Below are 14720 nucleotides of genomic sequence, written 5' to 3'. Positions count from 1 at the left end.
GACGCCAAGGGACTGACACGATGAGTCTCGTCCGCAATGTCGGCACGATCGGCGGCCTGACCGCCCTCAGCCGCGTCTTCGGTTTTGCCCGCGACATGCTGCTGGCCCGCGTCCTTGGCGCCGGGCTGGCGGCAGACGCGTTCCAGCTCGCCTTCGTCCTTCCCAACACCTTCCGCCGGCTGTTCGCCGAGGGCGCCTTCTCGGTCGCCTTCGTGCCGATGTACACGCGCACGCTGTCCGGGGAAGGCGGCGAGGACGCCGCCGACCGCTTCGCCAGCGACGTGCTGGCGGTCTTCGTGTGGGTCCTGCTGGGCTTTTCGGCGCTGGCCATGCTGGCAATGCCGCTGATCGTCTGGCTGCTTGCCGGCGAGTATCAGGCGATACCCGGCAAGTTCGAGCTGGCCGTCACGCTCAGCCGCGTGACTTTCCCCTACCTCGGCCTCGTCAGCCTCGTCGCGATGCTCTCGGGCCTGCTCAATGCCCATTCGAAATTCGCGCCCGGCGCCTTCGTGCCGGTGCTGCTCAACATCGTGCTGATCACCGGCATCCTCACCGGTTACTTCCTGCGCGAGCACGGCGGCAGCGACGTAACGGTCGCCTGGTCGATCGCGGTCGCCGTGACGGCCTCGGGCGTGGCCCAGCTCGCCTACATGGCCTGGGCTACGCGCAAGGCCGGCGTGACACTGAAGCTCACGACGCCCAGGTTCACGCCCGAAGTGAAGCGCCTTGGCATGCTGATCCTGCCCGCCACCTTCGGCGCGGGCGTCTACCAGATCAGCCAGTTCGTCGACACTTTCTTCGCCACTTCGCTGGCGCAGGGCTCGCTCACCCTGCTCAAGTACGCCGACCGCCTCAACCAGATGCCGCTCGGCATCGTCGGCATTGCCCTTGGCACCGCGATCCTGCCGATGCTGGCGCGTCACATCCAGAGCGACGACAGGGCCGGCGCCCAGCGCCTTCAGGCCAATGCCGTCGAGATCGCCACCCTGCTCACGCTGCCTGCCGCCACTGCGCTGGCGATCTGCGCGCCCGCCTTCGTCACCGCCTTCTTCGTGGGCGGCAAGATGACCGGCGCGAACGGGGCGGTCATGGCCGACATCGTGGTGGCGCTGGTCATCGGCCTGCCCTCCTACGTGCTGGTCAAGGTGTTCCAGCCCGCCTTCTTCAGCCGCGAGGACACCCGCACCCCGGTCTGGATCGCGGCCGGCGCGCTGATCGTGAACATCGCCATCAACATCGTCGTCGTGCCGATCTACGGCATCGTCGGCCTGGCCGCGGCCACAGCATTCACCTCCACGCTCAACGTGCTCACGCTCTATACGATCCTGCAGGTGCGCGGCTGGTTCCACTTCTCCGGCAAGCTTGCCTCGCGCATCGCGCGCCAGATCGTCGCGAGCGCGGCGATGGGGGCCGTCCTGTGGCTGCTCATGCCGACCATGGCCTCGCGCTACGGCGGCAACGTGTTCGAGAAGGTCTGGTCCCTCGGCGTGCTGTGTGCGGCGGGCCTCGTGGTCTTCTTCGGCGTGGCCTATCTCGTCGGCGCTCTCGACAAGAACCTGCTTGGCCAGCTACGGCGTCGCCGGCCGACCGCGAAGGCGGAACCGGTCGATCTTTCGGAATAACATCAGGCTTCATCCATCATGCGTATCGTCTCCGGCATCCAGCCCACCGGCAACCTGCACCTCGGCAACTACCTGGGCGCGATCCGCAACTGGGTGAAGATGCAGGACGACATGGCCGCCCAGGGCGGGCAGAGCCTGTACTTCCTGGCCGACCTCCACGCGATCTCGATGCCCTTCGAGCCCGAGACGCTGTCCGCCAACACGCGCGAGATGGTCGCCGCGCTGGTCGCCTGCGGCATCGATCCGGACCGCTCGATCCTGTTCAACCAGGCGCAGGTTCCCCAGCATGCCGAACTGCAATGGCTGCTCAACGGCACGGCCCGCATGGGCTGGCTGAACCGCATGACGCAGTGGAAGGACAAGGCCGGCAAGAACCGCGAAGGCGCTTCGGTCGCCCTGTTCACCTATCCGGTGCTGCAGGCCGCCGACGTCCTGCTCTACCAGGCGACCCACGTGCCGGTGGGAGAGGACCAGAAGCAGCACCTCGAGCTGGCCCGCGACATCGCGCAGAAGTTCAACAACGACTTCGCATCGGAAGAGAACCCGGTCTTCACCCTTCCCGATCCGATCATCCCGCCCGAGGCGGCGCGCATCATGTCGCTGCGCGACGGCACGGCCAAGATGAGCAAGTCCGACCCTTCGGACATGGCGCGCATCAACCTGACCGACGATGCCGAAACGATCATGAAGAAGGTCAAGAAGGCCAAGACAGATCCCGAACCCCTGCCCTCCGAGAAGGCCGGGCTTGAGGGCCGAGCGGAAGCCGCGAATCTCGTCGGGATATACGCGGTGATGACCGGCAGCACGGTCGACGGCGTGCTTGCCGATTTCGGCGGTGAAGGCTTCGGCAAGTTCAAGCCGGCGCTGGGCGAACTGCTGGTCGAGAAGCTGGCGCCGATCAACGCGCGCTTCGTCGAACTGCGCCGGGACCGCGACGCGCTCGACGCGATCCTGCACAAGGGCGCCGAAAAGGCCCGCGCGCTGGCCGTGCCGACGCTCGACGCGACCTACAAGGCGCTCGGCCTCGTCAGGGGCTGAGCGTCCCTCAGCGGAAAGGCCGTCAGCCCAGGAGTTGCGTGCGCCGCCGGGCCCAGGGCTCGGCGAGCGGCGCGACTTCGCCCAGCGCTTCCAGGCTCGCCCGGTCGCGCTTGTGATCCCCTGCGATGAGCAGGCCGAAGACGCGCAGCACCGTCCACTCCGGATAAGGCCGTAACTCCAGCGCCATCGCGTCACCGGCGGCGACTTCGCCTTCCTCGATCACGCGATAGTACCAGCCCGGTCGCCGCGCCCTGACCGTTCCGGCATTGACCGGTGCGCCATCGAAGCGGTGATCCAGCTTCCAGCAAGGCTGCCGCCCCTGGCTCACCTCGACCAGCGCCGTGCCGAGCCGCCAGCGGTCGCCGATGCAGACCATGTCCTCGGTCAGCCCCTGCGTCGAAACGTTCTCTCCGAAGGCGCCAAAGTCATCGAGCAGCGGATGCGCACCGATCGCCTCGCGCCAGAAGGCGTAATGATCGTGCGGAAAGTGATGGATCGCCTTGTCCGGACCGCCGTGGACGGCAAGATCGGCCTGCTCGTCGCCCGCAAGACCAAGGCGGCCCACGCGCACCGGCCCTGCGACCGGTCGCTTGCCGATGGCGCTCGATTCGTCTGCGCCGCGAAAGCTGCGGACCTTGCCGCACTGGATGGAAAGAACGGAAATGGGCATCGGGGACATCGGACTCGCCATTTGCCTTTGTCTTCCTACATATAGACCGAAGCGCGTACGCCAAGACAGCCTGAAGCGCACCATCGGTCCGTCGCGGCTGCGCCTCCATTCAACAGCTATTCAGGCCGTTGAATCTAGGACAGTATCGCAAGGAATCGCGGGTCGCGTCAGGCGGGGCAAGACAGACCCCGCACGGATCGTGGAGAAAACCAGGATGTCACATCAATCCGGATCATTTTTGGGCAGGTTGCGCTTCGTCGCTGCTGCCATGCTGCTGATGGCGGTTGCCGCCTGCGCCACGCCGTTCAAGGCGGACGTCTCGCGCTTCCAGTCCCAGCTTCCGGCCCCTTCGGGGCAGACTTTCGCCATCGTCGCAGACGATCCCAAGCTGTCCGGCGGCCTCGAATTCGCCCAGTACGCCACGCTCGTGCGCGAGCGCATGGCCAACCTCGGCTACGTAGCGACCGAAGATCCGGCGAAGGCGGACATGATCGTGCGCTTCGACTACGGCGTCGACAACGGCCGCGAACGTATCCGTTCGACCGGCATCGGCCCGTCGTCCTACTGGGGCCCGTGGTATGGCTACAACCGCTTCGGCTACTGGGGCCCGTCCCGCTTCGGCTATTGGGGCGGACCGTGGCGCTACGGCCTCTACGACCCGTTCTTCGATGGCGGCGTCGACAGTTACACCGTCTACACCAGCGGCATCAGCCTGAAGATCGACCGTGCGGCCGACGGCCTGCGGCTGTTCGAAGGCAAGGCAGAGGCCCTCTCGACCTCCAATCGCCTGCAGTATCTCGTTCCCAATCTCGTCGAAGCGATGTTTACCGGTTTTCCCGGGAACTCAGGCGAGACCGTGCGCATTACAGTCGCACCGGAAAAGAAGTGATCTGACAGGCTCCCCCTTCGCATAGAGGGAGACACCGAGGGGCGGGTCCGCTGAGACATGCGGGCCCGTCCTTTTTTCATCTGCTTGCTGGCTGCGCTGCCTATCGGGCCAGCCGTCTTCGCCCGATTTCATGCCCGGACGGACCCGACGGGCCGGTTCATGCGTTGCGATAGCTTGACGCGCCCGCCCCTAACCCGGACAAGCCCGAGCAATGAACACGTTCATGGCCATCATGTCGCAGCTCTTCTGGGGCGTGACCGTGGGCGCGCTTTCGGCGGCCTTCTCCTCGCTCGCCAAGGGGTTCGCGACTGTCGGCACGCTCGGCCTTGTCGGCTGGTACGGCGTGAAGCGCCGGCGGGCCAAACGCGAAAGCGCCAGCCGCGACGACTGAGGCAGCTCAGTTACCGAGGGCGACGACCCCGCCGGTCGACCCGAATCCACCCTCACCACGCTCGGTCTCGTCGAGTTCCTCCACCGGCAGCCACGACGCCAGCGTGACCGGCGCAAGAACGAGCTGGGCGACGCGGTCGCCGCGCCGGATCTCGAAGGGCGCGTTGCCGTGGTTGATGAGGATCGCCTTCACTTCGCCGCGATAGTCCGAATCGACCGTTCCCGGCGCGTTGGCGACCGTAATGCCATGCTTGAGCGCCAGGCCCGAACGCGGGCGCACCTGGATCTCGAAACCCTGCGGGATCGCCACGGCAATCCCCGTCGCCACCGCATGGCGCGCGCCCGGTGCGATCGTCACGTCCTCGGCCGAGACGACGTCCATGCCGGCCGCGCCCGACGTCGCATAAGCGGGGAGCGGAAGCCCCTCGCCGTGCGGCAGGACCTTGATCGGCACGGGAACGTTAGTGGGCGAGTGCATCTGCAAACCTTTCTACGAGGATGCGCGCGACATCCTCCTTGGGCATTTCGGGGAGGCTGACGACGTCGGAGCCGGTGACGATGTGCACGGCATTCGCGTCGCCGCCCATGACATCGCCCGACACGTCGTTGGCAATGATCCAGTCCGCGCCCTTCCGCTTGCGCTTCTCCTTGGCGTACTCGAGCACGTTGTCGGTTTCTGCAGCGAAACCGATGAGGAGCGGCGGCCGGTCCGGCCGCGCGGCAACGGTGGCGAGGATATCCGGGTTCTCGGTCAGCAGCAGCGCCGGCGGGGCCGAACCGCGCTTCTTGAGCTTTGCCTTGGCGGTATTGATCGTGCGCCAGTCCGCGACCGCGGCGACCATCACCGCGATGTCGGCCGGAAGCGCATTCTTGACCGCGTCGGCCATTTCCAGCGCGCTCTCCACGTCGACGCGGTCGACGCCCGGCGGAGTGGGCAGGTGCACCGGTCCTGCAACCAGCGTCACACGGGCACCCGCAGCAGCAGCAGCAGCGGCAATCGAGAAGCCCTGCTTACCCGAGGAGCGATTGGCGATGTAGCGCACCGGGTCGATCGGCTCCCAGGTCGGACCGGCCGTGACGAGCACGTGACGACCGGTCAGCGGACCGTCCACGGGGAAGACCTGCTCCGGCGTGCCGGAAGCACTGGAATTATGAACCGCGCCCATGTCGGCGACCATCTCGACGCCACCATCGAACGGTTCGGGCCGCGAGAAGTCCGAGGCGCCGGAAACGAGGTGGTTGATTGCGGCCGGATCGGTCGGCGGCGCGGCGCGGGCGGCGCCCTTCTTGGCCACGAGCAGCGAGGATGCCGGCGACGGCGCAGCTTCGCGCGTTGCGGCCAGATCATGCTCGTGGTGCCCGAAGGAAATCGCCTGCTTGGCCTTCTTCAGCCCGCGCGAGATCATCGAGCCCGAAAGACCGCCCAGCCCCTGTCCTTCACCTTCGGGAAGGTCCGGTTCCGGCTCTTCGAATTGCGGCTGCCACTGAAGTGGATCGTGCTGGGGTTCGGGAAGCGCCCGGCCCGGCGTTTCACCGGGCAGCGGCGCGACTTCGACCGGGCCGAGCCCGAGCGCCCAGGCGATGCGCTGCCAGATCGCAATCGGGTCGGGCAGGCGGCCGGGACCGAATTCGCCGCAGGCCATCGTGCCCTCGTCGGGCTCCATGACGTCGACGCCCGCCTCGCGCAGGACCTGCACGTTGCGCACCGTGGCGGCATGCTGCCACATACGCACGTTCATCGCCGGCACGGCCATCACCGGCTTGTCGGTCGCCAGCATCATCGTAGTGGCAAGATCGTCGGCAATCCCCGAGGCCATCTTGGCCAGCAGGTCGGCCGTCGCCGGGCAGACGACCACGAGGTCCGCCTCGCGGCTGAGCTGGATATGCCCCATCTCCGCCTCGTTCTTGAGGTCCCAGAGCGTGGTGTAGACAGGTTTTTCGGACAGCGCCGCGAGCGCCATCGGTGTCACGAACCTGGAGCCGCCCTCGGTGAGAACGCAGGTAACCTCGCCACCTTCCTTGCGGATGTGGCGGACTAACTCACAGGCCTTGTAGGCGGCTATACCTCCGCCAATGACCAGAAGAATCCTGGGTCCACTCATCGTCGGCGCTTGTGCAACAGCATCGAAGTTCACGCAATTACTTTACCGCGACTAACCGCGGCCTTTCCCCTGATCCGGCTGCTTCCAACAATGCGGCAATTGCACGCGGAGCGAAAACGATGCCAGCGAACATCGCCGGCGCGATCATCGCGCCCCAGTAGAAGTTGTCCCAGCGTCCGGCGAGCATGAAGACGAAGCCATACCCCGCGCTGAGCAGGAAGCCGAAGGTCCCGGCCCGCGAATTCCAGCCCAGCCAGCCAAAGGCCATGAGCACCACGGCGGGTCCCGCCAGCCAGTGCGGCAGGAACCGCAGATTGCTCGCCTGCACGACATTGGCCAGCCAGCCTGACAGCCCGCGCATCACCAGCCAAGGCGCGGAATGCGGGTCGCTGGGCAGGACATCGCGCGAGACGATGTCCAGATGCCATGCCAGCGCGGCGAGGAAGACCGCGACCAGCGCGATCCAGGCCCCGGCCTCGCGCCAGTTGCGGTAATAGAGCGCAGTTGCCGCCATCAGCAGCACGAAAGGCAAGGTATGCTCCCGGATTGCCAAAGCCAGTGCCGCGGCGAGGAAAGCCCCTGCCCAGCGCCCGCCCTGTCCAGCCGTACCGATGCGGTGCAGGCCGAAGGAGAGCGCGACGAGCATGCCCGCCCATAACTCATGGAGCGGGAAATAGTGACGGTTCAGCCCCAGCGAAGCGTCGACGAAAACCATGGTCGTCGCCATGCGCGGCAGGCGGCCGAGCGAGGTATCCTCGCGGAAGCGCGACCACCACGCGGCGATCACCCCAAGCATCAGCGCAATGGCAGCGACGATCTGCCCCGGCTCTCCCAGCCACGCATCGAGATAGGCCAGCGTCGGCAGGCGCACGGCAAGGCCCGGATTCACCGGATAGTTGCGCGCCCGCTGCTCAGGGACGATGAAATCGTAATAGTTCTCGCCGTGGCGAATGCGCTCGATGGCCGCTTCGTAGAGGGCGATATCCTCGTCGTAGGGCTCATCGGCGGTGTCGACCGGCCCGTCCGGCGAGGCGACGATGGCCCCGGGCGTGCCTTCCGGTCGGCCGACCGGCACCATGGCCGAGGCGACAAGCAGCAGGCCGAGGATCGCCAGGACCAGCCGGGCGAGCATCGGCGACCAGTCGGAAAAACGCGGCGCGACAGGAGCATGAGCCGAGGCAGGCGCAAGCCCCCCGGCCCTCGGGCCTAGCCCAGAATGCTCCAGTACGTGACGGCCCATGCAGCAATGCCCCCAGCAAGCGCTGCCACAACATAGCCCCCCCAATGGTTAACATCAGGTGTGCCCGAAGCCTCCCGCGCCGATCTTCCGGCCCAGATCAGGTCCACTTCAGGCAGCGGCGCCTGTTCGGGCGCACCGCCCTTGGGCGGGAACTTCTCCTCGATCCGGCGTACCAGGTCGGGCAGGCGCGCCAGTGTGCCGAGGTCTTCGCGCAGGCGGTCGGCGATCTTCGCTTCCGGCCCCAATTCGTCGCGCAGCCAGTCCTTCACGAAAGGTCCTGAGACGTCCCACATGTTGATCTGCGGATCGAGCGCGGTCGCGAGCCCTTCAACCATGACCATGGTCTTCTGCAGCAACAGCAGATGCGGCTGGACCTGCATGTCGAAGTCACGGGTGATGGCGAAGAGCCCATCGAGCATCTGCCCGACCGAAAGCTCCGACACCGGCTTGCCGCGCATCGGCTCGCCTACCGCGCGCAGCGCCGTCGCGAACTCCTCGACGGTGTGATAGCTCGGCACGTATTGGGCTTCGAAGTGGATCTCGGCGACACGGCGATAGTTGCCGGTGGTCAGGCCATAGAGGATCTCGGCCAGCCAGAGGCGTGCCTGTCGGTTGATCCGGCCCATGATGCCGAAGTCGATGGCGACGATGGTGCCGTCATCGCGCACGAACAGGTTGCCCTGGTGCATGTCGGCATGGAAGAATCCACTGGAGATCGCCTGGGTCAGGAACGTCAGGACCAGCTTGCGGGCAAGCCGGGGCAAGTCGTGCCCGGCGGCGCGCAGCGCTTCGAGGTCGCTCATCTTGACGCCGTCGACCCATTCGACCGTCAGCACCGAGCCGTTGGTGCGGTCCCAGTCGATGTCGGGGACGGCGTAGCCTTCGATGCCCTTCATCGCCTCGGCCAGTTCCGAAGCCGAGGCTGCCTCACGCCGCAGGTCGAGCTCGCGCAGGGTCCAGCGCTTGAGGTTGTCGATCACCGCGCGCGGACGCAGGCGCGTCGCCTCGCCGCCCAGCGCCTCGAGGTGTGCCGCGGCCCATTCGTAAGTGCCCACGTCCTGGGCGAACTTCTCGCGAATGCGCGGGCGCAGGACCTTGACCGCGACATGGCGGCCATCGGTCGTCACGGCCCGGTGCACCTGCGCAATCGACGCCGCGCCGATGGGCTCTTCGTCGAACGAGGAGAACATCGCCTCGATCGGTCTGCCGAAGCTCTCCTCCACGCGTTCGCGGATCAGCCCGAAGGCTACGGGTGGCAGGCTGTCCTGCAGGGTGAGCAGATTGCGCGCCGGCCCTTCGCCGACGAGATCCGGGCGCGTCGCCAATGCCTGGCCCAGCTTGATCGCCGCAGGGCCGATTTCCTGGAAGGCGCCGGCATAGTCCGGTTCCTTCGGCTGGCGCGTCCCGAAACGGGCGATGCGGCACAGGCGCTTTACCGGCGCCGGGGCATTGCGGTCCTTCTCGATCCCGCGCAATGCACCGTGGCGCGCCAGCACCCGCCCCCATTTGAGCAGGCGGGCGATATGCATCACCTTGCCGGTCACGCGGTCGCACCCGAATGCCGCGCGCCTGCGGCCCTCGCCGTGGCATTACCGTTCGGGACCATGGCTGGCTTACACCTTCCAGCCCGAATGGATCGCGACGAGGCCGCCCATGATCGGCTCGACCTTGGTGTGCCGGAAGCCCGCCTCGCGGATCATCGCCTCGAATTCGGGCATCGGCGGGAAGCGCCGGATCGATTCGATGAGATAGCGATAGGAATCCGCGTCGCCGGCAATCGCCTGCCCGATCCTGGGGACGAGGTGATGCGAATAGGCGTCGTAGACTTCCTTGAAGCCCGGCCATTCGGTCGTCGAGAATTCGAGGCAGAAGAAGCGTCCGCCGAACTTGAGCACGCGGTGCGCCTCGGCCAGCGCCTTGTCGATATGCGTGACGTTCCGGATGCCGAAGGCGATCGTGTAGGCGTCGAAGAAGCGGTCCGGGAAGGACAGTTCCTCGGCGTTCTGGCGCGACCAGACAAGGCTGTCGATGCCGCGTTCCATGGCCCGCTCGATGCCGACGTCGAGCATGTCCTGATTGATATCGGAGACCGTAATCGCCGCGCCCGAAGGCTCCATGCGAAAGGCGATGTCGCCGGTGCCGCCCGCCATGTCGAGGATCTGCTCGCCCGCCTGCGGCTTCACGCGGCGCACGAACTTGTCCTTCCACAAGCGGTGCATGCCGGCGGACATGGCATCGTTCATGACATCGTACTTGCGCGCGACGCTGGAGAAGACCGCGCCGACGCGGCCCTCCTTGTCCTCGGGGGCGACTTCTTCGTAGCCGAAGGAAACCTTTTCGTTCATGCGCCGTCCTCTAGCGTCGTGCCGCCCCGGGCGCCACCGGAGTTTTGCCCGCTGCACTGCTGCACAACGCAAGGGCCGAGAGAATGATCCCGCCGAGAATCAGGACGATACCGGCAAAGTGGTAGCCGTGCAGCCGCTCGCCCAGCAGCAGCGCCGAAAGCAGGGCTCCGAACAGCGGCATGAGAGTGATGCCCTGACCCGCGCGCGCCGGTCCGATCTTGGCAGTCGCGGCATTGTAGATGAAGTAGGCCAGGATCGAGGGAAACACGCCGACATAGGCGAAGGCGCCCAGCACCGGCAGGCTCCAGTTCACCCGCTGCCCCTGCAGCCATTCCATCGCGGCCAGGGGCGCCAGCACTACCGAGCCCAGTGCAAAGGTCAGCAGCACGAACACGAGGGCACTGACCGGTGGCTTCTTGCGCAAGAGCACGGTGTAGAGCGACCAGACCACCACGGCGCACAGGATCACGGCATCGCCCTTGCCGCCGATCTCCAGCTTCAGAACCGCGGAAAGCTCACCGCGAAAAACGATAGCGGCCACCCCCAGCGTCGATGCACCGACACCGATCGCCTGCATCCTGTCGGGCCGCGACTTGAAGAAGATGCGGTCGAACAGCAGCACGAGCGCCGGCACCGAGGCCTGCAGCAGAAGAGCATTGGCCGCCGTCGTATAATGCAGGCCGGAATAGATCAGCGAATTGAAGCAGACGATGCCCAGCACACCGAGCGCGACGATCCAGCGCCAACCCGCCCGCACCGCCTCGCGTTCCAGTACCAGCTGACGCCAGGCGATCGGCAGCAGGATCAGCACTGCGATCGTCCAACGCCCGAAGGCCAGCGTCAGCGGCGGGATATCGTCGCGCACGGCGCGCCCGATGATCGAATTGCCTGCCCAGCACAGCATGACGATGCCCAGCATGAGAAAAGCGCGAAGGTGCGACCGGTCGTTGCCCATGCCCGCGGCCTTAGCCGGGAGCTGCGCGATTGGCGAGCGCGACCGGGCCCAACGATCACGGACGATGACAGGAGGGCATCGCGCGCCTATCTGCATGGCGATGCCAGAATTACCCGAAGTAGAGACGACCGTGCGTGGGCTTGCCCGCTTTCTCGAAGGCGAGAGGATTGCGCGCATCGCGGTCAACCGCCCCGACTTACGCCGCCCCTTCCCGCCCGATCTCGTGCAGGTCATGACCGGTGCCACGGTCACCGCGATGGGACGCCGGGCGAAATACGGGCTGATCCATAGCGACCGCGGCCAGACCATGGTCTTCCATCTCGGCATGTCCGGTCGCTGGCGGATCGAGCCGGAACGGCCCGAGAAACACGACCACCTCGTGATCGAAACGGGCTCCGGCCATGTCCTCGCGCTCAACGACGCCCGGCGCTTCGGCTCGGTCGACCTCGTTGCAACCGAAGGACTCGAAGCTTGGGGCCCGTTTGCCGACATGGGGCCGGAACCGCTGGGCGACGCGCTCACGCCCGCGCACCTGCGCGCCGCCTTCAAGGACCGCACCGCGCCGATCAAGCAACTCCTGCTCGACCAGACGATCGTGGCTGGCCTCGGCAATATCTATGTATGCGAGGCGCTGTTCCGGTCCGGCATCCGCCCGGACAAAGCGGCGGGCCGGGTATCCCTGCCCGCCCTCGCCCGACTCGTGCCGGCGATCCGCGAGGTGCTGACCGAATCGATCGCGGCCGGCGGGTCGACCATTCGCGACTATGCGCAGCCGACCGGCGAACTGGGTTATTTCGCCGCCTCCTGGCAGGTCTACGGCCGCGAAGGGCAGGCCTGCACCTGCGGCGCGCCGGTCCTGCGCTTCGTCCAGGGCGGGCGCAGCACCTTCTGGTGCAGGCGCTGCCAGAAATAGTGCGAGGCCGCTTGCCATTGCGAGTCTGCGCCAAGGTCGCCCGCAACAGGCCCGGCCACGCGCACCGGGAGCGGCGATATTGGGCCAAAGCTGCAGAATCAGGCGGTTTGCAGCCATGCCTGCGGCTTGACGCAAGCACCGCCTGCCGCTAAGGGGCGCGCTTTCCGGCGAGTCCGCTCGCCAGCAGCAGATTCGACAGGCAATTGGGCCGCCCGGCGGCCAGACAGAGGAAAGTTCATGGCCAACACGCCGCAAGCCCGCAAGCGCATCCGTCGCAATGAGCGCCGCGCCGAGATCAACATCAACCGCGTCAGCCGCATCCGCACCTTCGTGAAGAAGGTCGAGAGCGCCATCGCCGGTGGCGACAAGACTGCCGCTGCGGAAGCCCTGAAGGCTGCCCAGCCCGAGCTGGCCCGTGGTGTTGCCCGTGGCGTGCTCCACAAGAATACCGCTGCGCGCAAGATGTCGCGCCTCAGCAAGCGCGTCGCCGCTCTCTGAGTCGCCGCGAATCACCTGAGACTGGAGTCGCGACTCCAAACGCAGGGTGAAGCAGGCACGAAACAAGAACGGAGCCGGAGAGATAATCTCCGGCTCCGTTCTTGTTTCCGGTGCTGCAGTGCGGAAGAATCCGCAAGTGCGCGGAATAGCTGCGATTCGTCATAGGCATTTTCGTAAGTTACTGAAATTTCAGTAAGAAAATACTTCATGACGCTTTTTCGGCAGTCTTCCGTGAGTCAAGCCGAGATAATTTTATTTATTTGAACCGACCGTCTTGCCTGTCGGCCCAAGGCCTCCTTATGAAGGTCCTCGGCCGTTGCGGAACTGGCCGGGGAATATCGAAAGCATGTAAGACAATTGCCGCAAACTCGCGTTTGCGGTGACGGGGTCGTTTTGCCTTGCAATCGTGATGAGACCAGTTCCGTTGCCGGCCCGAATATCGGGGGTTGGTTGCGGGCAAGGGGAGTTCGACCAAGTGACAGGTAATTCGGCGGGTCAGGGCGCAAACCAGACAGTGAAGAAATCGAAGGCAGGAAAAGTGGTGATGGAAGAGGATCAGGAAGCCGTGAATTTGGCGGCGGACTGGGCAGACATCAGCCAGGGCCTGCGCAAGGACCTGGGACACCAGGCTCACAGCCAGTGGATCAAGCCGATCCAGCCCGGCAACTATTGCAAGGAAACGGGTACGCTCGATCTGTACCTGCCGACCGAGTTCTCGGCGAATTGGGTCAATGACCGATTTGCCGATCGCCTCTCGCTGGCATGGAAGATCGCCCGTCCCGACGTGCGCCACGTGCGCATTCTCGTTCACCCGGGCCGTCGCCAGCTGCCCGAGCTGCGTCTCGGCCATGGCGGCCGTCCCAGCCACGCGCCGGCGAACGATTCGGTCGTGGGTGCAAGCGACGCGATCTCGGCGGCGCTGAGCGGCGATGCCTTCGCGTCGCTGGGTCAGGGGCCGGCAGGCATCGATGCGTCGCAGACCTTCTCGACTTTCGTGACCGGCACCGCCAACGTGCTCGCCTGCAATGCCGCGCAGCGCATGGCAGCCGGTGAAAAGCCCCAGTTCTCGCCGCTTTACCTCAAGGCAGCGACCGGACAGGGCAAGACGCACCTGCTCCACGCGATCGGGCATGCCTACCTTGCGAACCACCCGCATGCGCGGATCTTCTACTGCTCGGCAGAGCGCTTCATGGTCGAATTCGTCCAGGCGCTGCGCCAGAACCAGATGATCGAGTTCAAGGCGCGCCTGCGTGGTTTCGACCTGCTGCTCGTGGACGACATCCAGTTCATCATCGGCAAGGCCTCGGCGCAGGAAGAGCTGCTCTACACGATCGATGCCCTGCTTCAGGAAGGCAAGCGCCTCGTCTTCGCAGCCGACCGCGCGCCCCAGGCGCTCGACGGCGTCGAGCCGCGCCTGCTCTCGCGCCTGTCGATGGGCCTCGTCGCCGACATCCAGCCGGCCGACATCGAACTGCGCCGTTCGATCCTGGAGAACCGCCTCCAGCGTTTCTCCTCGATCGAGGTCCCGGCCGACGTCATCGAGTTCCTTGCACGGACGATCAACCGCAACGTGCGTGAACTCGTCGGTGGTCTCAACAAGCTGATCGCCTATGCCCAGCTTACCGGGCAGGCCGTCTCGCTGCAGCTGGCCGAGGAACAGCTCACCGACATCCTGTCGGCCAACCGCCGCCGGATCACCATCGACGAGATTCAGCGCACGGTCTGCCAGTTCTACCGGATCGACCGGACCGAGATGAGTTCGAAGCGCCGCGCGCGTGCCGTGGTTCGTCCGCGGCAGGTCGCCATGTATCTCGCCAAGGTGCTGACGCCGCGCTCCTACCCGGAGATCGGCCGCAAGTTCGGCGGACGCGATCACTCTACGGTGATCCATGCCGTGCGCCTGATCGAGGAACTGCGCACCCGCGATGCCGACATGGACGGCGACGTCCGTTCGCTGCTGCGACAGCTGGAAAGCTGAGTTTTCCCGGGCTTGCCCCGGTAAATTCACAGGGTTCCCAACAGGGATATCCCATGAGGAGCGCGAAAGGTTCGAGCCTT

The 14720-nt window shown here is 65.9% G+C and carries 14 protein-coding genes; 7 read left to right on the top strand and 7 right to left on the bottom strand.

Annotation, left to right across the window (positions count from 1 at the left end; genetic code table 11):
* Positions 1 to 20 precede the first annotated feature (20 nt).
* Positions 21 to 1622, top strand: coding sequence for a murein biosynthesis integral membrane protein MurJ (murJ, locus tag B5483_RS09360; protein ID WP_079730134.1), 1602 nt, complete (start codon positions 21 to 23; stop codon positions 1620 to 1622).
* A gap of 18 nt (positions 1623 to 1640) precedes the next feature.
* A complete protein-coding gene (gene trpS, locus B5483_RS09355) occupies positions 1641 to 2660 on the top strand; it encodes a tryptophan--tRNA ligase (protein WP_079730133.1) in 1020 nt (339 codons plus the stop codon).
* A gap of 22 nt (positions 2661 to 2682) precedes the next feature.
* On the opposite strand, the gene B5483_RS09350 is transcribed toward trpS, so the two are convergent.
* On the bottom strand, positions 2683 to 3339 hold the full coding sequence (locus B5483_RS09350) for an MOSC domain-containing protein (protein ID WP_079730132.1): 657 nt from the start codon (positions 3337 to 3339) through the stop codon (positions 2683 to 2685).
* A 205-nt stretch (positions 3340 to 3544) separates the two neighbouring features.
* On the opposite strand from B5483_RS09350, the gene B5483_RS09345 reads away from it, so the two are divergent.
* Together B5483_RS09345 and B5483_RS09340 are read left to right on the top strand one after the other, a co-directional pair.
* Positions 3545 to 4219, top strand: coding sequence for a DUF4136 domain-containing protein (locus tag B5483_RS09345; protein ID WP_054945544.1), 675 nt, complete (start codon positions 3545 to 3547; stop codon positions 4217 to 4219).
* A 211-nt stretch (positions 4220 to 4430) separates the two neighbouring features.
* On the top strand, positions 4431 to 4610 hold the full coding sequence (locus tag B5483_RS09340; RefSeq protein ID WP_054945543.1) for a hypothetical protein: 180 nt from the start codon (positions 4431 to 4433) through the stop codon (positions 4608 to 4610).
* Positions 4611 to 4616: 6 nt separating this feature from the next.
* On the opposite strand, the gene dut is transcribed toward B5483_RS09340, so the two are convergent.
* The 6 genes from dut to B5483_RS09310 form a co-directional block, all read right to left on the bottom strand.
* Entirely contained in the window at positions 4617 to 5087 is a 471-nt protein-coding gene (gene dut / locus B5483_RS09335; RefSeq protein ID WP_054945542.1) for a dUTP diphosphatase, read from the bottom strand.
* Complete coding sequence (locus B5483_RS09330; protein WP_079730131.1) at positions 5071 to 6711, bottom strand: bifunctional phosphopantothenoylcysteine decarboxylase/phosphopantothenate synthase; 1641 nt, start codon at positions 6709 to 6711, stop codon at positions 5071 to 5073. The genes dut and B5483_RS09330 overlap by 17 nt, the downstream gene beginning before the upstream one ends.
* Before the next feature lie 37 nt (positions 6712 to 6748).
* On the bottom strand, positions 6749 to 7843 hold the full coding sequence (locus B5483_RS09325) for a hypothetical protein (protein ID WP_079730130.1): 1095 nt from the start codon (positions 7841 to 7843) through the stop codon (positions 6749 to 6751).
* Between the two features lie 74 nt (positions 7844 to 7917).
* A complete protein-coding gene (gene ubiB / locus B5483_RS09320; RefSeq protein WP_079730358.1) occupies positions 7918 to 9480 on the bottom strand; it encodes a 2-polyprenylphenol 6-hydroxylase in 1563 nt (520 codons plus the stop codon).
* A gap of 84 nt (positions 9481 to 9564) precedes the next feature.
* Positions 9565 to 10296, bottom strand: a complete 732-nt coding sequence (locus tag B5483_RS09315) for a class I SAM-dependent methyltransferase (protein ID WP_054945540.1) — start codon at positions 10294 to 10296, stop codon at positions 9565 to 9567.
* Positions 10297 to 10306: 10 nt separating this feature from the next.
* Complete coding sequence (locus tag B5483_RS09310; RefSeq protein ID WP_079730129.1) at positions 10307 to 11251, bottom strand: DMT family transporter; 945 nt, start codon at positions 11249 to 11251, stop codon at positions 10307 to 10309.
* 100 nt (positions 11252 to 11351) lie between these two features.
* Here B5483_RS09310 and mutM point away from each other — a divergent pair, with 100 nt between their 5' ends.
* The 3 genes from mutM to dnaA all read left to right on the top strand — a co-directional run bounded on the left by mutM (position 11352) and on the right by dnaA (position 14640).
* Positions 11352 to 12164 carry a bifunctional DNA-formamidopyrimidine glycosylase/DNA-(apurinic or apyrimidinic site) lyase gene (gene mutM, locus B5483_RS09305; protein ID WP_054945563.1) on the top strand — a complete coding sequence of 271 codons (813 nt, stop codon included), beginning with the start codon at positions 11352 to 11354 and terminating at the stop codon, positions 12162 to 12164.
* Positions 12165 to 12401: 237 nt separating this feature from the next.
* A complete protein-coding gene (rpsT, locus tag B5483_RS09300) occupies positions 12402 to 12662 on the top strand; it encodes a 30S ribosomal protein S20 (RefSeq protein ID WP_007012246.1) in 261 nt (86 codons plus the stop codon).
* A gap of 544 nt (positions 12663 to 13206) precedes the next feature.
* The gene (dnaA, locus tag B5483_RS09295; RefSeq protein WP_054945538.1) at positions 13207 to 14640 is read left to right on the top strand and encodes a chromosomal replication initiator protein DnaA; all 1434 of its coding nucleotides are present in this window, start codon (positions 13207 to 13209) and stop codon (positions 14638 to 14640) included.
* Positions 14641 to 14720: the final 80 nt, after the last annotated feature.

The organism is Novosphingobium mathurense, assembly GCF_900168325.1.
In the GTDB taxonomy this organism is placed as follows: Bacteria; Pseudomonadota; Alphaproteobacteria; order Sphingomonadales; family Sphingomonadaceae; genus Novosphingobium; species Novosphingobium mathurense.
The sequence above is the reverse complement of the archived record's forward strand: the minus strand, read 5'-3'. Positions and strand labels throughout refer to the sequence as shown.